The 19,508-nt window shown below is 54.8% G+C and carries 15 protein-coding genes; all 15 read left to right on the forward strand.

The genetic code is table 11. The features are described from left to right. The first annotated feature begins 121 nt into the window (after nucleotides 1-121). The 15 genes from HQN87_RS02730 (at nucleotide 122) to HQN87_RS02800 (ending at nucleotide 19,456) form a co-directional block, all read left to right on the forward strand. On the forward strand, nucleotides 122-1,687 hold the full coding sequence (locus tag HQN87_RS02730; protein ID WP_216857100.1) for a peptide ABC transporter substrate-binding protein: 1,566 nt from the start codon (nucleotides 122-124) through the stop codon (nucleotides 1,685-1,687). Nucleotides 1,688-1,839: 152 nt separating this feature from the next. Further along, complete coding sequence (locus tag HQN87_RS02735) at nucleotides 1,840-2,670, forward strand: RCC1 domain-containing protein (RefSeq protein WP_173127297.1); 831 nt, start codon at nucleotides 1,840-1,842, stop codon at nucleotides 2,668-2,670. 139 nt (nucleotides 2,671-2,809) lie between these two features. Continuing rightward, nucleotides 2,810-5,470 carry a DUF4118 domain-containing protein gene (locus HQN87_RS02740; protein ID WP_173127300.1) on the forward strand — a complete coding sequence of 887 codons (2,661 nt, stop codon included), beginning with the start codon at nucleotides 2,810-2,812 and terminating at the stop codon, nucleotides 5,468-5,470. Then, nucleotides 5,463-6,179: a response regulator gene (locus HQN87_RS02745; protein WP_173127303.1), complete on the forward strand. Its 717-nt coding sequence runs from the start codon at nucleotides 5,463-5,465 to the stop codon at nucleotides 6,177-6,179. Before HQN87_RS02740 ends, HQN87_RS02745 begins: the two co-directional genes overlap by 8 nt. A gap of 230 nt (nucleotides 6,180-6,409) precedes the next feature. Beyond that, nucleotides 6,410-6,736 carry a hypothetical protein gene (locus HQN87_RS02750; protein ID WP_173127306.1) on the forward strand — a complete coding sequence of 109 codons (327 nt, stop codon included), beginning with the start codon at nucleotides 6,410-6,412 and terminating at the stop codon, nucleotides 6,734-6,736. Between the two features lie 230 nt (nucleotides 6,737-6,966). Further along, nucleotides 6,967-7,044 (forward strand): K(+)-transporting ATPase subunit F, encoded by a 78-nt coding sequence (gene kdpF / locus HQN87_RS32925; RefSeq protein WP_173127715.1) that lies wholly within the window; start codon nucleotides 6,967-6,969, stop codon nucleotides 7,042-7,044. Nucleotides 7,045-7,063: 19 nt separating this feature from the next. Beyond that, nucleotides 7,064-8,740 carry a potassium-transporting ATPase subunit KdpA gene (gene kdpA, locus HQN87_RS02760; RefSeq protein ID WP_367272651.1) on the forward strand — a complete coding sequence of 559 codons (1,677 nt, stop codon included), beginning with the start codon at nucleotides 7,064-7,066 and terminating at the stop codon, nucleotides 8,738-8,740. An 18-nt stretch (nucleotides 8,741-8,758) separates the two neighbouring features. Continuing rightward, nucleotides 8,759-10,792, forward strand: coding sequence for a potassium-transporting ATPase subunit KdpB (gene kdpB / locus HQN87_RS02765; RefSeq protein WP_173127309.1), 2,034 nt, complete (start codon nucleotides 8,759-8,761; stop codon nucleotides 10,790-10,792). Between the two features lie 16 nt (nucleotides 10,793-10,808). Then, complete coding sequence (gene kdpC, locus HQN87_RS02770; RefSeq protein WP_173127312.1) at nucleotides 10,809-11,438, forward strand: potassium-transporting ATPase subunit KdpC; 630 nt, start codon at nucleotides 10,809-10,811, stop codon at nucleotides 11,436-11,438. Beyond that, complete coding sequence (locus HQN87_RS02775) at nucleotides 11,425-13,746, forward strand: universal stress protein (RefSeq protein WP_173127315.1); 2,322 nt, start codon at nucleotides 11,425-11,427, stop codon at nucleotides 13,744-13,746. The genes kdpC and HQN87_RS02775 overlap by 14 nt, the downstream gene beginning before the upstream one ends. A 166-nt stretch (nucleotides 13,747-13,912) precedes the next feature. After that, nucleotides 13,913-14,860: a ketopantoate reductase family protein gene (locus HQN87_RS02780; RefSeq protein WP_173127318.1), complete on the forward strand. Its 948-nt coding sequence runs from the start codon at nucleotides 13,913-13,915 to the stop codon at nucleotides 14,858-14,860. A 185-nt stretch (nucleotides 14,861-15,045) separates the two neighbouring features. Continuing rightward, nucleotides 15,046-15,381: a hypothetical protein gene (locus HQN87_RS02785; RefSeq protein ID WP_173127321.1), complete on the forward strand. Its 336-nt coding sequence runs from the start codon at nucleotides 15,046-15,048 to the stop codon at nucleotides 15,379-15,381. Then, nucleotides 15,368-15,853 (forward strand): nitroreductase family protein, encoded by a 486-nt coding sequence (locus HQN87_RS02790; protein WP_173127324.1) that lies wholly within the window; start codon nucleotides 15,368-15,370, stop codon nucleotides 15,851-15,853. Before HQN87_RS02785 ends, HQN87_RS02790 begins: the two co-directional genes overlap by 14 nt. A 32-nt stretch (nucleotides 15,854-15,885) precedes the next feature. Further along, nucleotides 15,886-17,631, forward strand: coding sequence for an ABC transporter ATP-binding protein (locus HQN87_RS02795; RefSeq protein WP_173127327.1), 1,746 nt, complete (start codon nucleotides 15,886-15,888; stop codon nucleotides 17,629-17,631). After that, nucleotides 17,615-19,456, forward strand: a complete 1,842-nt coding sequence (locus HQN87_RS02800) for an ABC transporter ATP-binding protein (RefSeq protein WP_173127330.1) — start codon at nucleotides 17,615-17,617, stop codon at nucleotides 19,454-19,456. Before HQN87_RS02795 ends, HQN87_RS02800 begins: the two co-directional genes overlap by 17 nt. The last annotated feature ends 52 nt before the right edge of the window (nucleotides 19,457-19,508 follow it).

Consider the following 19,508-nt stretch of genomic DNA (forward strand, 5'->3'; position numbering starts at 1 on the left):
TTAATTATTGATCTTCGATAAATTACGACAGCGTAATATATGCCCCCCATGCTATTCTATTACTAATACATAATGACTTTACAAAGGGGAAACGTTGATGAAAAGGTTGCTTTATATCATTTTGGCAGTAGGTTTAATGATGAGTGTAACGCTCACGGGAGGAAGAGGTACTTCATCTGCTGCACAGGCGAATAAAGGATTACGTATCGGTATGGGAAGTCTTCCAGATCAGCTTGACCCGGCAGCAGCTGCGGATAACAGCACAGTGACGGTTGTCAAAGGGTTATTTGAAGGACTGGTCCGCTTGAATGCGGCTGGTCAGGCCGTTCCGGCAATTGCAAAATCATGGACCCTCTCGAAGGATGGCAGAACGTATACCTTTGCACTCCGCGGGGATGCGAAATGGAGCAACGGGCAGCAGGTGCTGGCCTCGGACTTCGAGTATGCCTGGAAGCGGGCGCTGGCTCCGGAAGCCAAGAATGTCTATGCTTTTAATATGTACATGATTAATAATGCGCAGAACTACAACGAGGGACTTCTGAAGGATACCTCCAAAATCGGCGTAAAGGCGTTGAATAACACCACACTCCAGGTCACATTAAAGGAGAAAACCTCCTACTTCATCCAGCTGCTCGCAGAGAGCATCTATCTGCCGGTGTACGCTAAGACCGCGAAGGCCAATAACCAATGGGCAACAGACATTAAGTCTATGGTAACCAATGGTCCCTTCAAGCTAAAGACATGGAAGAGTAATGAGATTTCTATAGTTAAAAATCCTGCTTATTATGCGGCCCAAGAAATTAAGCTGCCGGAGGTACGTCTGCTGCTGCCTGGGAATCCGACCGTCGCTTATATAAATAAGGAGGTTGACTGGACTGGAGGCGGCGGGGAGGAATCGGTGGATTATACATCTTTAGATAGCGTATCTTCCCGCGACCTGCATGAAGGACCCTATGCTTCCACCTATTTTTATCAATTCAATCTGACGAAGCCGCCGTTTGACAATCTGAAGATCCGCCAGGCATTGGCGATGGCGATTGACCGTGAAGCCTTGCGTTACGGCAATCCGGCATTTGGATTGGTGCCGCCAAGTATTCATGGGACCCAGTTGAATTTCCGCACAGAGATGTCGGACAAGATGTACTTTCATGAGGATGTGGCGGCGGCCAAGCAATTACTGAAGGAAGGCATGAGAGAAGCGGGACTCACCAAGTTCCCCAGCTTCACTATTATCGTGAATGAATATATCAACCATGACGTTATCGCAACTAAAGTGATTAAGGACTGGCAAAAGAACTTAGGTATTGAAGCAAGTGTAGAAGTCCAAAGCTTCGAGGAACTGCTGGATAATCGTATACATCAGAACTATGCTATTGCAAGAGCGGGATGGAGCGCTGATTTCAATGATCCGGCCTCAATGCTGGAGCTGTTCAGTTCACAGAATGTCTCCAATGATACGGGGTGGAGCAATGCAGGGTATGACCGTTATATGCAGCAAGCCCGGCAGGCGGCCGACCCCGGCACACGTATGCAGATCTATGCCACGGCCGAACAGCTGCTCATGAATCAAATGGCGGTTATTCCACTGTTTTACAGTGTGACTGATTATTTGAGTCATCCTAATATCAAAAATGTATATGTTGACTATGACGGGTCCATAGCTTTCACAAGAGGGTCGTGGCGGTGAAAAGCGTATAGAATACAAGATCAGGAGGCCATGAGCGAATTGCTGCTCACGGCTTCTTAGCGGTGTCTTGTTCCTAAAGGTTGTATGCTGACTAACGTTCTGCAATACTATCTATACCATTATGACAACGAAAGCAAAGGAGCCGCTAAAATATGCAGACCGCTTCATTGACAGCCATCGCGGCAGGTTACCGGCATTCTGTGCTGCTCCTGCCGGATGGAACGGTAAAGGCAACAGGGGACAATACATTCGGGCAATGCGAGGTAAGCGGCTGGCGTGATATAGTTGCGGTTGCAGCAGGCAATGCTCATACAGGGAATGCCCATACCGCGGGACTTCTCGAGGATGGAACGGTTGTGGCAGCCGGCTGGAACAAGCATGATCAATGTAATGTGGGAGATTGGCACGATATCATTGCGATTGCAGCGGGCTGGCGCCGTACTGTCGGGTTGAAGGCAGACGGAACAGTGGTCGCGGCGGGAAGAAACAACGAAGGTCAATGTGAGGTTAGCAGTTGGGCGGATATTGTTGCAGTTACAGCAGGAGACTGGCACACGGTTGGACTCAAGGCTGATGGTACTGCCATTACTGCGGGGAACAACCGCTATGGGCAGCGGAATGTGAACGCCTGGCAGGATATAACGATGATCGCGGCGGGTTATCTTCATACGGGCGGACTCAGAGCAGACGGCACAGTAGTAGTTACAGGGATGAACAAGCGTGGACAAGGTGAAGTAGGCGGCTGGTGCAACATTAAGTCCATCGCGGCAGGCAGTCACCATACGATTGGCCTTGCATGGGACGGCACGGTTATGGCTGCGGGCTGGAATGATTACGGGCAATGTGAAGTAAGCAACTGGCAGAATATCGTTGCGGTCGCAGCGGGATGCACCCATACGCTAGGTCTTCAAGCGGATGGCGTGGTGGTTGCGGCAGGGAGCAATGCATACGGGCAATGTGAGGTCAGTCTGCTGCACCTCTAATCTTAATGCAATCTTAATGCCACAGCAGAATCCGTAATACTATGCTGATTATGCACATGCTATACTGACGCTAGAGTGTATAATGGCTGGGAGAAATCCATGGAACAATGAGGTTCATAAGAGGAAAGGAAACCTTCGGATGACAGGGCAGATTACGGCAGAGAAACGGCGGGGCCGGCTGAAAATATTCTTCGGGTATGTACCGGGAGCAGGGAAGACCTGTGCCATGCTGGATGCCGCCCGTGCAGAGCAAAAAGAAGGGGCTCAGGTAGTGGCCGGCTATATTGAGACCCATGACCGAGCAGAAACAGCAGATCGGCTTAGAGGATTGGAGCTTCTTCCGCCGCTGGCAATTTCTGTGGACGGGGCAATCGTCCGGGAATTTGACCTTGACCATGCGATCCGCAGGAGACCGGAGCTGATTCTGCTGGACGAACTGGCCCACATCAACGCTCCGGGAGTACGCCACAAAAGGCGGTATCAGGATGTGGAGGAGCTGCTGCGGGCTGGAATTAATGTGTACACTACCATCAATATTGAGCATATTGAGAGTGTGACCGATGTGGTAGCCTCCATTACAGGGATTCCTGTACCCGAGCGTATTCCGGACAGTGTGTTCGATCGTGCAGATCAGGTTGAGTTCATTGATATCGCACCCGGAGACTTCATAGAACGTCTGCAAAAAGGGCGGATCTGTCCCGATGAGCAGCTGAAACTGAAATACGGGGAGATCTATCAACCGCAGAAGCTGATTGCCTTGCGGGAAATCGCCTTGCGTTATACGGCGGATCAGTTAAACCGGATTGCTCTGCAGTTCGGGGAGGGAGCAGGCGCGGCGGGCTTTTATACCAAGGAACATATCCTGGTCTGCCTGTCGTCGGCAATGTCCAGCAAGAAGGTCATCCGCACAGCGGCCCGAATGGCCGAAGCCCTGCATGGGGAGTTCACCGCACTCTATGTGGAGACCTCCCGGACGAAGGAATTGACGGTGAGGAACAAGTCGGAGCTGAGGGAAAACCTGAGACTGGCCGAACAGCTGGGGGCCCAGATTGCAACGGTGTATGGTGAGGATGTTCCGGGACATATCGCCGAATATGCCAAAACCAGCCGGGTCTCCAAGATCGTCCTGGGTCGTTCACAGCATAAAAGCCGCTTACCGACCGGCTCTAACTTTGTGGATAAGCTGACGGCGGCCGCTCCGAATATTGATATCTATATCATCCCGGACCATGGGACTGCCGCGCACCCGAGAATTCCGCTGTATGCCAGACCTCCGCTGCTGTCACTGGCTGATACCGCCAAAACGCTGGGCATTCTGCTGGTCTGCACGCTGATCGGCTTATGGTTCAAGGTTCTGGGCTTCAGCGAAGCGAACATCATCACCGTCTATATTCTGGGCGTTCTGCTGGACGCGATGGTTACGAAGGGACGGCTGTACAGCGCGGTGACTTCGATTTTGAGCGTGCTGGTGTTTAACTATTTTTTCACAGAGCCTTATTTCTCGCTGAAAGCTTATGATTCCGGTTATCCGGTGACGTTCGTCGTCATGCTTGCCGCCTCGTTCATCACCAGTACGCTGACGCTGCGGGTCAAGGAACAGGCGCGGGAATCGGCGCAAAAGGCTTACCGGACAGAGGTGCTGCTGGAGACCAGCCGGAAGCTGCAGCAGGCCAAAGACACCCCGGCCATTATCAACGAGACGGCACTGCAAATGCTGAAGCTGCTGGACCGGAGCATTATCATCTATGAGGTTGAGGGAGATGAACTCTCGGAGCCGCTCGTCTATCCCAAGGCTGGAAGTGCTGTGGAGGCGGAGAGGGATACGCTGGAAGCTGAACGCGAGGTTGCGGAATGGGTGCTGCGGAATAATAAACGTGCCGGAGCCTCTACCGATACGTTCTCGATGGCCCGTTGTCTGTATCATGCGGTACGCAGCGGGGATACCGTATTTGCCGTGGCAGGAATCGTGATGGAGCAGGAAGAACCGCTGGAGGTCTTTGAGAAAAGCCTGATGATTGCGATGCTTGGCGAATGCGCTCTGGCCCTGGAGAAAGACAAGCTGAGTGAGCAGCAAAAAGAAAGCACGCTGCAAATCCGTCAGGAGCAGCTGCGTGCCAATCTGCTGCGCGGCATTTCGCATGATCTGCGCACGCCGCTTACCAGCATCTCCGGCAATGCGGGAATTCTGATCGGCAACTCGATGGTCCTTAGTGAGGACCAGAAGCAGGAGCTGTACAGCGATATCTATGATGATTCGATGTGGCTGATTAATCTGGTGGAGAATTTGCTGTCCATTACCCGGATCGACAATGGTGCGGTTCACCTGAACTTCCAGGCGGAGCTGCTGGAGGAAGTCATCGCGGAAGCGCTGCTGCATGTGAACCGCAACAAGGAGGATCATGTGATCCGGGTCCTGCTCGAAGATGAGCTGCTGATGGCCCGAATGGATTCACGGCTGATTATTCAGGTGATCATCAACCTGGTAGATAATGCGATTAAATACACCGGTTCCGGGTCACATATTACATTAACCGCCAGACAAGAGGCGGGCTTCGTTGTGGTAGAAGTCGCTGATGACGGTCCGGGAATATCCGCCGAGGCTAAGGCCAAGGTGTTCGAAATGTTCTATACGGCGGACAATGTCCGGGGAGACGGCAGGCGCGGGCTGGGTCTGGGACTTGCGCTCTGCAAATCTATTATCCATGCCCATGGCGGGCATTTTGAAGTACAAGATCATGCTCCGCAGGGGACGGTATTCCGCTTCACCCTGCTGGCAGAGGAGGTGAATGTCCATGAATAAACCAATGATTCTGGTCGTCGAAGATGACAAGCCTATCCGTAAGCTGATTACCACAACACTGGAGACCCAGGGCTATAAATACCATACGGCGGAGACGGGAGAGGCTTCCATCCTGGAGGCGGTATCCAGTCAGCCGGATCTGATGATTCTGGATCTTGGTCTGCCCGATATGGACGGCGTTGATATTATTAAGAAGGTCCGGGCCTGGTCCAACCTTCCGATCATCGTGGTCAGCGCCCGCAGTGAGGACCGGGACAAGATCGAAGCGCTGGATGCCGGGGCAGATGATTATCTGACCAAGCCCTTCAGCGTGGAGGAGCTGCTGGCCAGACTGCGGGTCAGCCTGCGGCGAATCCGGGGGGACAGCGAGAAGCTGATGAAGGATTCGTCTGTTTTTACCAACGGGAATCTGCGGATCGACTATTCGGCGGGCTGTGTCTGGCTGGGCCAGGATGAGATCCATTTGACGCCCATTGAGTATAAGCTGCTGGGTCTGCTGGCGAAGAATGTGGGCAAAGTCCTGACCCATAATTATATCCTGCATGAAATCTGGGGCAGCCCTACGTATGACATTCCGGCGCTCCGTGTATTCATGGCGACGCTCCGCAAGAAGATTGAGCGCAGCCCTTCACAGCCTAAGGTGATCCAGACGCATATCGGTGTCGGTTACCGGATGCTCCAGATCGGGGACGACAGCAGGGTGATTTGAACAAGCAAGCGGAATCCCCATAGCGGTGAAAAGATAAAGGATTCGTAACCATGCCTGAACGGGCATGGTTTTTTGCCGTTCCAGCTGATGGAGCGCAAGGGGGGGGGGGGCAGTACTCTGGCGATTTTTTACGTAATCTTAATCCGCTGAAGCAAACCCTAATCCTGAACTAATGGCGGGAGTGGTACGCTAAGTCCTGAAGTGAAACACATTAGAGAGAGGGCATGGAGATGGATGTGTGGCTAAGAAATATCGGACTGATGACAGTGCTGACTGCGGTGCTTGTGCTGATCAAACGGAAATATGACCGGGTCTATCTGCTGCAGGGCTGCTCCTACGAGAATAGCCTGGTATACGCTGCTGCGGGTAAGTTTGCCGGGGGCGCAGAAGCCGGGGAGGTCAGGGAGATGCTGATTACCAGCTTCGAGTTCGATCCGAAGGAGACAGAGCTAATTCTGGCCAGGGCGCTGCCGTACAGAATGGAGCCGGATGGAGGGTATGGCGCTTTTATCAAGGAGGTCAATCAGGTACTGGGTGAAGACATTTACCGCTCTTAATTCAGTCTTAACGGGATCTTAATGCGCCGGACGAAACCCTAACCCTGAACTTATGGCAGAAATGATACGCTAGACCGGAGTTACAAGAGAGAGATTACATTAGGATGAGGAGTGGCAAAGACGATGATGGATGTGTATATGACAGTGGTTATGGCAGCTCTGTTCACTTTGTTCTACGCGTTTGCACAATGGTGCGGCCGTGTGGTGGATGAACAAGGGGGGAATGAGTGATGGCGGTTGTGCTTGCAGCGACTGCGCTGCTGTTTCTTTACCTGGTCTATGCTTTGATTCATCCCGAGAAATTTTAAATATTAAGGAGGGTCATCCGTGGGGATTGTACAAATGGCAGTAATAATCTTAATACTCGTACTGCTGGTGAAGCCAGTGGGAACTTATCTATATCATGTCTTCTCGAATGAACCGAACCGGACGGACCGGATATTCGGCAGAGCGGAGAAGGGGATTTATCGTCTGATCGGGCTGAAGCAGCGGGGCGGGATGTCCTGGAAGAAGTATGCGGTCAGCTTCATTGTAACGAATATAACACTGGTCGTATTCAGCTATATTTTTCTGCGGTTACAGAAGGGGCTTCCGCTCAACCCGAACGGGATCGGCAACATGGAGGAGACGCTCACCTTCAATACGGTAATCAGCTTCATGACCAATACGAACCTCCAGCATTACAGCGGGGAGAGCGGGGTATCCTACTTCTCGCAGATGGCGGTAATGACGATGCTGATGTTCACCTCGGCAGCCAGCGGTTTCTCGGTTGCGGTTGCTTTTGTCAGAGGGATTACAGGGCGCAGCTCGGTGGGGAACTTCTTCGAGGACTTCGTCAAAGCGCATATTCGGATCTTCATTCCGCTCGCGCTGCTTGTAACAATGGCGCTTGTTGCGCTTCATGTGCCGCAGACTCTGAAACCGACACTTGAGGTGACTACGCTAGAAGGCCAGACACAGCAGATTGCGATCGGCCCTGTGGCCTCCCTGGAGTCCATCAAGCATATCGGCACGAACGGCGGTGGTTTCTTCGGAGCCAACTCGTCCCATCCTTTTGAGAACCCTAGTCCGCTAAGCAATGTGCTGGAGATTCTCTCCATGTGGCTGCTGCCGGCATCTCTGCCGTATATGTACGGGAAGTTCGCCAAGAACAAGCGTCAGGGCTGGATGATTTTTGGGGCGATGATGACATTGTTCGTGCTGCTGCTGGGATTGAATTATGCGGCTGAACGTGCGGGTAATCCGGCGATTAACGCGATGGGCATTGATGCCTCACAAGGCAGTATGGAAGGAAAAGAAGTCCGGTTCGGCATTGCCCAGTCGGCGCTCTTCACAACTGTCACCACAGCGGCAACCACCGGCAGTGTGAACAATATGCATGACACGCTGACGCCGCTTGGCAGCATTACGCCGCTAACCCTGATGATGCTGAACAATGTGTTCGGCGGCAAAGGTGTCGGACTGATCAATATGCTGATGTATGCGATACTCGGTGTTTTCCTCTGCGGGCTGATGGTCGGGCGAACGCCGGAATTCCTGGGACGCAAGATTGAAGCGAGGGAAATGAAGCTGATCGCCATCGCTATTCTGATCCATCCGCTGATTATTCTGGTGCCGACGGCGGCCGCTTTTCTGACGGATCTCGGTAAGGGCGGCATCACCAACCCCGGATTCCACGGGATGACCCAGGTGCTGTATGAATATGTATCCGCTGCTGCCAATAACGGCTCGGGCTTCGAAGGCTTGGCGGATAATACGTCCTTCTGGAATATATCGACGGGTATGGTTATGCTGCTGGGCCGGTATGTCTCGATGATTGCGATGCTGGCGGTCGCCGGTTCACTGCTGCGCAAGAAGCCGGTGCCGGAGACGATCGGAACATTCCGCACAGATAACGGGCTGTTCACAGGCATTCTGATTGGTACGGTGCTGATCATTGGCGCACTGACCTTCATGCCGGTGATTGTCCTCGGTCCGGTTGCAGAATATTTGACTCTACGGTAGGGAGAGGGAGAGAAGAGAATGAGTACTGTACAACGCAAAAAATTGCTGACCGGCCCCATCCTGTGGAGTGCTGCCAAGGACAGTCTGGTGAAGCTTAATCCGGTGACTCTAATGAAGAATCCGGTTATGTTCGTGGTTGAGGTGGGTACGGTCATCGTACTGCTTATGGTGCTGGCGCCGGGGTATTTCAACGCTGAGCATGCCATCGGGTTCAATATTGCCGTATTCTTCATTCTGCTGTTCACCGTGCTGTTCGCTAACTTCGCGGAAGCACTGGCTGAAGGCCGGGGCAAGGCCCAAGCCGATTCGCTGAAAAAAACAAAGCAGGACATCACCGCCCGCAAGCTGGTGGGTTCAGCTATCAAGGAGGTACCCGCCTCGGAGCTGCGCAAAGGCGATGTGGTGGTTGTAAGCCAGGGAGAATTCATCCCCGGTGACGGTGAAGTTATCGAAGGGCTTGCTTCTGTCGATGAATCGGCCATTACGGGGGAGTCGGCACCGGTCATTAAGGAGGCCGGGGGGGATTTCGGCTCCGTTACCGGCGGTACCCGGGTAGTCAGCGACCAGATCAAGGTGCGGATTACCAGTGATCCGGGAGAATCCTTCCTGGACCGGATGATCTCACTGGTTGAAGGGGCCAAACGTCAAAAGACACCAAATGAAATTGCCCTGAACACCCTGCTGATCAGCCTGACGATTATCTTCCTGATTGTCGTGGTCACCCTGCGTCCCATCGCTGATTATATCGGCGTTAAGCTGGAGATTCCGGTCATGATCGCGCTGCTCGTCTGCTTGATTCCGACTACCATTGGCGGGCTGCTGTCAGCGATCGGGATTGCCGGGATGGACCGGGTGACGCAGTTCAATGTCCTGGCGATGTCCGGTAAAGCGGTGGAAGCCGCCGGGGATATCAACACGATGATTCTGGATAAAACCGGGACGATCACCTTCGGTAACCGGATGGCGAGTGAATTCGTCACGGTAGGCGAAGCGTCAGGAACAGAGCTTGCCGCCTGGGCGGCGGTCAGCTCGCTGAAGGATGAGACTCCGGAGGGGCGTTCCGTCCTGGAGCTGGCGAAGAAGCTGGAACTCCGGTATGACAGCAGCCTTGCAGACGGAGGGGAGTTCATAGAGTTCAAGGCAGAGAGCCGCATGAGCGGTATCGATCTGCGGGATGGACGGTCGGTGCGCAAGGGAGCTGTAGACTCCGTGAAGAAATGGGTGCTGGCGCAGGGCGGTGAAGTCCCGTCCGATCTGGACAATAACTCGGATGCCATTGCCAGATTAGGCGGCACTCCGCTTGCGGTTGCAGTAGACAGCCGGATCTATGGGCTGATCTATCTGAAGGATACCGTCAAGCCCGGGATGAAGGAGCGCTTCGACGAGCTGCGCAGCATGGGAATCAAGACGATCATGTGTACCGGGGATAACCCGCTGACCGCCGCCACGATTGCCCGGGAAGCCGGGGTCGATGATTTCATTGCCGAGAGTACGCCGGAGGACAAGATTGCGGTGATCCGCCGGGAGCAGAATGAGGGCAAGCTTGTAGCCATGACCGGTGACGGCACCAATGATGCCCCTGCCCTGGCCCAGGCCGATGTGGGGCTGGCGATGAACAGCGGGACAACCGCTGCCAAGGAAGCGGCCAACATGGTGGATCTGGATTCTGATCCGTCCAAGATTATAGAGGTAGTAGCGATCGGGAAGCAGCTGCTGATGACACGCGGGGCGCTGACTACCTTCAGCATCGCCAATGATATTGCCAAGTATTTCGCAATCATTCCGGCCATGTTCACACTGGCCATTCCCGAGATGGAAGCCCTGAATGTGATGGGGCTGGGGTCCCCCAGCTCGGCGATTATCTCGGCGCTGATCTTCAACGCCATTATCATTCCGCTATTGATTCCGCTCGCCATGCGCGGGGTATCGTATAAGCCGATGAGCTCAACCCGGCTGCTGGCGCGCAATATTGTCATCTACGGGCTTGGCGGTGTGGTTGTTCCATTCGCAGGCATCAAGCTGATTGACCTGATTGTCAGGATCTGGATCTAGAGGAGGCATCATTATCATGGCACAATCTATTCATGAGACCAAAGGAGAACAGGCATCGCCTTCACCAGCTGCCTACTTCTTCACTATCGTAAGATTAAGCATAGTATTCATTATTCTCTGCGGAATGATCTATCCGCTGGCGTCTACGGCGCTTGCCCAGGTGCTGATGCCTGCCCAGGCGAACGGAAGCCTGCTGAAGAATTCAGACGGGAAGGTTGTCGGTTCTGCGCTGATCGGGCAGAAATTCAGTGATCAGGCGTGGTTCCAGAGCCGTGTATCCAGTATTGAATACAAGGCGGAAGCTTCGGGATCGAATAACTACGGGCCGTCGAATCCTGATATGCTGCAGCGTACTAAGGACTCGATTGCCCAGTGGAAGCTGGACAATCCCGGTATCCCCGCCAGCCAGCTGCCTGTTGATCTGGTTACGAACTCAGGCTCCGGCCTTGATCCGCATATTACACCGGCTGCGGCACTCGTACAGATTCCCAGAATCAGCCAGCTGACCGGTATTCCGGCAGACACCCTTCAGGCCCTGGTGACCAAGCAGACCGAAGGCCGTGATCTGGGACTCTTCGGGGAGAAACGGGTGAATGTGCTGAAGCTGAATCTGGCATTATCGGAACTCACCCGTGGCACCCTATAAACGCAAGTCCCCTGAGGAAATCTTATATTCCATCTATCAGCTCCAGCGGGGGCGGCTGAAGATCATCATCGGCTCGGTCAGCGGGTCAGGCAAAACCTATCACATGCTGGAGGAAGGCAAGCTGCTGAAGCAGCAGGGCATTGATGTGGTGATCAGTGCCGTATCCACGATGGGCCGGGCGGAAACCGTCCAGCAGCTTGGCGATCTGGAGCGGGTACCCAGCATTCACTGGTGGAAGGACGGCAAGGAAGAGAAGGATCTGCCGCTTGAGGCTCTGGTGGAACGTAACCCCGAGGTGCTGCTGGTGGATGGTCTGGCGCACCGCAATCGTGAAGAGGCCCGCTTCCAGACACGGCTGGAGGACATCCGGTATCTGATGGATCAGGGCATCAGTGTGATCACTACTATCAATGTCTATGAGCTGGCCGGTGTAGGTGAGCAAATCTATGAGATGACCGGCATCCGTGCGGAAGAGACGGTCCCGCTGAACACTTTGGAATCGGCTGACGAGGTGCGGCTGATTGACGTCTCTCCGGAGACGATCCTGAAGCGGCTGGAGGAGGGCGTGCTTGGTGAGGGGGCCCATCCGGCGCTGTCCCGCCGGGGCAATCTTGGTGTACTCCGTGAGCTGTCACTGCGGCTGATGGCAGAGGGGGTCAATGATTCACTGGAGAAGCACCGGGAGGCAGAGGGGTTGATCGGTCCCTCCGGCGCAACCGAGCGGATTCTGGTCTCGGCGCAGTATCATTGGAATGGTTCTCTGTATATAAGAAGGGGACAGCAGATCGCCAAGCGGCTGAACGGTGATCTGATTATCGTGACCTTCCTCTTGCGCGGCCGTCCGCTGACCAAGGATCAGCAGGTATTCAAACGCTCCATTCTCAAGCTGACAGAGCGGATTCATGCCCGGTTCGAAGAGCTGGAGGTGCTCCGCCTGCGGCTGCTGCCCTCCATGCTGGTGCGTTATGCCATTCAGAATAATGTCACCAGAATTGTGATGGGCCATTCGCAGAAAAGCCGCTGGCAGGAGAAGTGGCAGGGCTCCATCGCAAGCCGTGTCCTGCGGCGGACGCGGAATATAGATGTGTTCCTGATGGCAGACCGCGCGGAGCAGGACGGTGAACGGATTCTGCCGGTCCGGGCAGCCCCGAAGGAGACTGCAGAACCGTTCCACCGTCTAACCACCCAGGAGCTGGAGAAGAAGATCGAGCATATCCGCCGGGGAACCTTCAAGGTATATATCGGCTCAGCCCCCGGAGTTGGCAAAACGTACAAAATGCTTCAGGAAGGCAACCTGCTCCGCAGCAGGGGAATTGATGTGGTCATCGGGCTGCTGGAGACCCACGGCAGGGAGGAAACCAGGCAGCAGGTAGGCGGATTAACGCTGATCCCCAGAGCGCGGATTCCGTATCAGTCTACGGAGCTTACCGAGATGGATACCGAAGCGATCATCGCCCGGCATCCCGAGGTAGTGCTGGTGGATGAGCTTGCCCATACTAATGTTCCCGGAAGCATCACGAGGAAACGGTATGAGGATGTCATCCGGCTGCTGGAGAACGGAATCTCTGTCATTACCACCGTCAATGTGCAGCATCTGGAGAGCCTGAACGATGCAGTGGAGCAGTTAACCGGTGTGCGGGTCCGCGAGACGGTGCCGGATGCGATTCTGCGGATGGCGAGCGAGGTGGAGCTGATCGACGTTACGCCGCAGATGCTGCAGCAGCGGATGCGGGAAGGGAAGATCTACGCGCAGGAGAAAGTCAATCAGGCCCTGGAGTCCTTCTTCCGGATCGGCAATCTGATCGCGCTGCGGGAGCTGGCCCTGCGCGAGATTGCCGATGATGTGGATGAGCGCCTGGAGGCCTGGGAACGGGAGCCTGCCCTGCGCGGCCCTTGGAGCAGACGGGAAGTCATCTTCGTCTGCGTGGATACGGGCCCGCAGGCCGAGCGGCTCATCCGGCGCGGGTTCCGGATCGCACACCGCCTCAAAGCCGAATGGCATGTGCATTATGTACAATGCTCCCGCATACGGACACCGGAAGAGCAGAAGCGGCTGGATACGCTGAGGCATCTGACGGAGCGGCTGGGCGGCGTGATGGACATCACCGAGGCGGGAAGCCGCAAGCATCTGCATAAGCATCTGCTCCAGCGGATGAATGACAGGCAGACTACACAGCTGATCATCGGACAGTCACGCAGGCATTGGGCGTATAGCCTGTTCTCGGCAAGCTTCGTCCATTATTTGCTGCGGCACGCCCGGCATATGGATATGCTGATCGTGGCGGTCCATACGCAGATCACGGAATGACCAGTGCGGACCGGACCGGCCGGTAATAATGTACAATGACCCCCGGTTTGTTCAATAATTGACATCCACCCCACCATTGGCAATTGTACTATTTCGTATCCCCTGCTAATCTAATGAACAGATGTTCATAAAAGGACAAATGTTTGAATTCGAGAGGGGATACGATATGCGTATATTAGTTATGGGTGCGGGGGTTCTGGGCAGTTATTTGGCGCATGTCCTGATACGGGGCGGGAATGATGTGACGGTGCTCGCCCGAACGAAGCGGGCGGCCCAATTGCAGCAGGATGGTCTGGTCATCCGGCATTATTTTCAGCGCAGAACGACGGTAGACCAAGTGAAGGTGGTCTCCGAGCTGCGGGCGGAGGATATCTATGATCTGATCTTTGTGGTGATGAAATACAATGACTTCCCGGCGGTGCTGCCGGCTCTGGCGGACAACGGGAGCGCGAATATTGTGCTGGTCGGCAATAATGGGGATACCCGCGGAATGCAGCAGTTCTTCAAGGACAACAGCCGGGTTCCCCAGAACATAGCCTTCGGTTTCCAGCTTAACGGGGGAATCCGTGAGGCAGATGGACGTGTAATCTGTATACGGGCCGGCAGTCAAATGGTGCTGGGCAGTCTTGAGGGTGAGGTTCCGTTCAAGCCACTGCTCACCCGGGCCTTCCGGCAGACGAAGTATAAGCTGGATTATTCTGAGGATATCAATGCTTGGCTCCTGAGCCATATCGTTCCCATTGTAGCGATCAATTCGGTCAATTATCTTCATGATTTCGACTTGTCCCAGGCGGCCAAGGACAGTGCACGCTGGAAACAGGCGGTTGCCGCGATGGATGAAGGGTTCAGCGTTCTCGCCAAGCTGGGGATTCGAACCAATCCCGCCTCTCTTGTGAACGGGGTCAAGCGGCATCCGGCCTTAGTCTATCGGGGGTTGAAAGTAGTGCACAGACTGCCCTTCATGAAGCTGATAGACGGCACCTTCGGTGAACTATCTGCGCTCTACCGGGCTTTTGAATCTGTACAGCAGCAAGCGGGGCTGCCCACCCCGGCCTGGGATGATCTCAAGCAGCAGGCCTTCAGGAAAGATGCCCTGGAGCAGGCTGAAGGCTGATTCTTCCGGTAATGCAGGTGAACGGCTGACAATAGCTCCTTAACTGAACAGCCTATGAAGCTCCGCAGCGGCGGGGCTCCATAGGCTGTTTCGTCATGTCTCTTGACAATGACATGAATCAGGAGATACATTGGTATACATGAGACATCCGTATACAATTGTATACATCTAAGGAGTGATTCACTATGCACGAAGGCAAACATGAGCCTGGAGGACATAAGGGGGCGAGAGAGACGGGTCACCCTTTCCATGAAGAGGGCAAGCGGGGCTTCCGCAGCGCCCAGACCTTCCGCCGCGGCCGGGCGCTTGCTTTTCTGGAACGGCTGTATGTCAAACGTTCGACGTTGCTGCAGCAGCTGAACCAGCCGGAATTCCAAGAGATCAGGCAGATAATCAGCGGTGAGCTTAAGGCAACGGACGGGATTATCCAGGAATTCATTCAGGCCTTCGAGCTGCGTGAAGTGCTGGCTGAACAAGAACTTACTATTGAAGGAGCGATACCCAACCATGACAACCCTTGAGACGATCCAGACCCGAAGAACAATTAAGGCCTTCAAGCCAGACCCCATCCCGGAGAATGAGCTGAATACCTGGCTGGAAGCTGCCAGCTATGCCCCCAACCACCGGATGAATGAGCCCTGGGAGCTGCTGTTCATTGGACCCGAGACCCGGGCTGCATTGAACCACAAAACAGATTTCGGCGGCGCGCCCGTACTGATTGGAGTTGTATCCAAGCCTGCAGCTAGTGTAGTGGAGCGCGAAGAGAACATCATGGCGGTGTCCTGTTATATCCAGAACTTTATGCTGGCGGCCCATGAGGCAGGAGCAGGTGTGTTCTGGTCGTCCTTAGGCGGTACGGCCCGGGGCCATGAGGTGCTGGGCATTCCCGGAGAGCAGGATGTAATCGCTGTGCTCGCCGTTGGTTATCCCCAGGAGATTCCTGCGGCCAAGGAGAGAACGCCAATCACTGATAAGATTAGCTATTTACCTTAAATTTTACCCTTGATGAGATGAAGGTGAACGGAATGTGGAAGCTCAGAGGGTTCATGAAGCCGTACCTCCTCTGGAGCGTGCTCGCCCCGCTGTTAATGGTACTTGAAGTCGTGATGGACCTGCTGCAGCCTGCACTTATGGCCAGCATCGTGGATGAAGGCCTGATGAAAAATGATGTATCGCATATCCTCACCACAGGCGGAATTATGGTTGGAATTGCTATCATCGGTATGGCCGGAGGTGTGGGCTGTGCGGTATGTGCGAGCATCGCTTCACAGAATTTCGGCAATGATCTGCGGATCAAGCTGTTTGAACATGTTCAGAGCTTCTCGAACCGCAATCTGGACCGGCTGAAGACAGGGTCACTGATCACCCGGCTGACGAACGATGTCGTGCAGCTCCAGACCTTCGTGCAGATGATCCTGCGCAGCTTCGTGCGGTCCCCGCTGCTGCTGGTCGGCAGTCTGGTGATGGCGGTCATGATCAGCCCGTCCCTGGCGATGATCCTGCTGGCAGCGGTGCCGCTGCTGTTCGTCCTGCTGTATGTGCTGATCCGGCTTTCTTTTCCGCTGTTCGCACGGATGCAGGAGAAGCTGGACGGAGTAAGCAATGTGCTGCAGGAGAATCTCTCCGGTATCCGCGTGATCAAAGCCTTCGTACGCGCAGACCATGAGCAGAAGCGGTTCGATACCGCCAATACCGGCTATACCGATACCGGCATCCGGGCGATCCGCCTGATGGCACTGAATATGCCGTTAATGATGCTGATTCTGAACGCCAGCATCATTGCTGTACTCTGGTTCGGCGGGCTGCAGAACTGGGGTGGCACCCTTCCCGTTGGTGAACTGATTGCTTTCATTAACTACGTTACCCAATTGCTCATGTCTATGATGATGCTGAGCACGATGCTTGCTTTCGTATCACGGGCTAAGGTGTCGGGGGACCGCGTGAATGAAGTATTTGCTGCCTCTAGTGAAATCATTGAAGGGCCTGCGGCGAATCGTGAAGCCATTACACTCGGGCGGATTGAATTCAAGAATGTCTCCTTCGCATATGACCGTGCCGATGAGAATCTGGTGCTGGAGGATATCAGCTTCGTGGCAAGTCCTGGAGAAACGGTCGCTATTCTGGGGGCCACGGGTGCAGGCAAGTCTACCCTGGTCAGTCTGATCCCAAGGTTCTACGAGGTATTATCGGGTGCTGTTGTCATTGACGGGATAGACATCCGGGAGATTGGCATAGACCATCTGCGCAGCCGGATTGGCTTCGTGATGCAGCAGTCGCTGCTGTTCAGCGGCAGTATCAGGGATAATATCCGCTACGGCCGTCCGGAAGCAACGGATGCAGAGGTGGAGCAGGTGGCGATTGCCGCTGAAGCCGATGCTTTTATCCGCGCGCTGCCGCAAGGCTATGACACTCTGCTGGGCCAGCGGGGTGTCAATCTGTCAGGCGGACAGAAGCAGCGTCTGTCTATTGCCCGTGCGCTGCTGATCAAGCCGGCGATTCTGATCCTGGACGACAGCACCAGTGCACTCGATGCGGTTACCGAAGCAAGAATTCGCACGCTGCTGAAGACGGAGCTTCAGGACTGTACGGTGGTTATGATTGCCCAGCGTGTGTCTTCCATCATTGATGCCGACCGGATTGTCATCCTGGAGAACGGCCGGATCGCTGCCCAGGGTACCCATACAGAGTTAATGGCAGACAGCGAGATTTACCGGGATATCCGCCATTCGCAGCTCAGGGAAGAGGAGGCGCCGTATGTCCAGACAACCTAAGCAAGAACAGGCTCCCGGCGGGCCTGGCGGATTAGGCGGAGGACCTCACGGCCGTGCTGGTGTGGTACCCAAGGTACGCGCGAAGAACAGCAAGGCCACAATTACACGTATCTGGTCTTATCTGAACCGTCAACGGACGGGTCTCATTATGGTCTATGTATTCACCATTCTGAATGCTGTTCTTGCCCTGATCGGTCCTTATCTGCTCGGAAAAGCTATAGATACCGCGATTCTTCCGCGGGATTACGGGCTGCTTGTCCGCTTCTGCCTCCTGCTGGGCGGCATTTATCTCCTGGGCAGCGCAGTCTCGTGGGTGCAGGCTTATGTAATGACCTCCGTGTCCCAGCGGACGGTGTATGAGCTGCGCCGGGATCTGTTCGCCAAATATCAGGAGCTGCCGGTCAGCTTCTTCGACACCCATGCCAACGGTGAGCTGATGAGCCGCGCCACCAATGATATTGACAATGTGTCTAACTCGCTCAATCAGAGTGTGACCCAGCTGCTGAACAGTCTGATCACCCTTAGCGGTTCTCTGGTCATTATGCTGATGCTGAATGTTCCGCTGACAGGTGTTGCCCTGGCAACGATCCCCCTGGTCGTGCTGGCGAGCCGCCGGATTACCGGCTTAAGCCGGATCTACTTCAAGAACCAGCAGCAGCATCTGGGTGAGCTTAACGGCTTCATTGAAGAAGCGGTCAGCGGCCAGAAGGTGATCAAGCAATACCGCCGGGAAGCAGCGGAGGTCACCAGATTCCGCGGCATAAGCGGCGAACTGAATCAAGCCAGCATTAAGGCGCAGATTGTATCCGGCCTGGTAGGTCCGGTGATGAACCTGATCAACAACCTGAACTTCGCACTGATTGCCGGAATCGGTGGATTGATGGCCTTCCATGAGCTGGTTACAGTGGGGGTCATCGTCAGCATGCTGAACTATGCCAAGCAGTTCGGACGGCCGATCTCCGACCTTGCGAACCAGTATAATCTGATCCAATCGGCCATTGCCGGTGCGGAACGGGTATTTGAAGTGATGGATATGCCTTCGGAGTACAGCGGTGAACAGCCTCAGGAGCTGGCCCGGATACGCGGGGAAGTGATTGCCAGGGATGTGGTATTCGGTTATCAGCCGGGTGCACCCATTCTGAACGGTGTAAGCTTCACTGCACAGCCTGGCGAGACCATCGCCCTGGTCGGACCGACCGGGGCCGGGAAGACGACTATCGTCAACCTGCTGACCCGCTTCTATGAAGTGAACGGCGGTGAGCTGCTGATCGACGGAAGGGATATCCGGGAGCTCAATAAAAATGAGCTGCGCCGCCAGCTCGGGATGGTACTCCAGGACGCTCATGTCTTCTCGGGAACCATCCGTGAGAATATCCGCTTCGGCCGCCTGGAGGCCACGGACCAAGAGGTGGAAGAGGCGGCAAGCCTCGCCAACGTCAGCGGCTTCATTGCCAGAATGCCGCAGGGGTACGATACGCTGCTGGGCACCGACGGCACAACGCTCAGCCACGGCCAGCGCCAGCTGTTGACGATTGCCCGTGCCATTCTGGCCGATCCGGCCATCCTCATCCTGGACGAGGCCACCAGCAGCGTGGATACCCGGACAGAAATGCATATTCAGCAGGCCATGCGGACGTTGATGAAGGGCCGCACCAGCTTCGTGATCGCCCACCGGCTCAGCACCATTCAGGATGCGGACCGGATTCTGGTGATCCAGGGCGGACAGATCGCCGAGCAGGGCAGTCACGCGCAGCTCCTTGCCCTGGAAGGTGTCTATTCTGAGCTGTACAACAGCCAGTTCAAGCAAGCTGGTGAAGCAGGGTAACCAGGACACCGAAGTATTGTATCATATGAACGTAAACAGCGATTCTCCGGTT

Origin of the sequence: Paenibacillus tritici (assembly GCF_013204885.1) — a bacterium.
Lineage (GTDB): Bacteria > Bacillota > Bacilli > Paenibacillales > Paenibacillaceae > Paenibacillus_AQ > Paenibacillus_AQ tritici.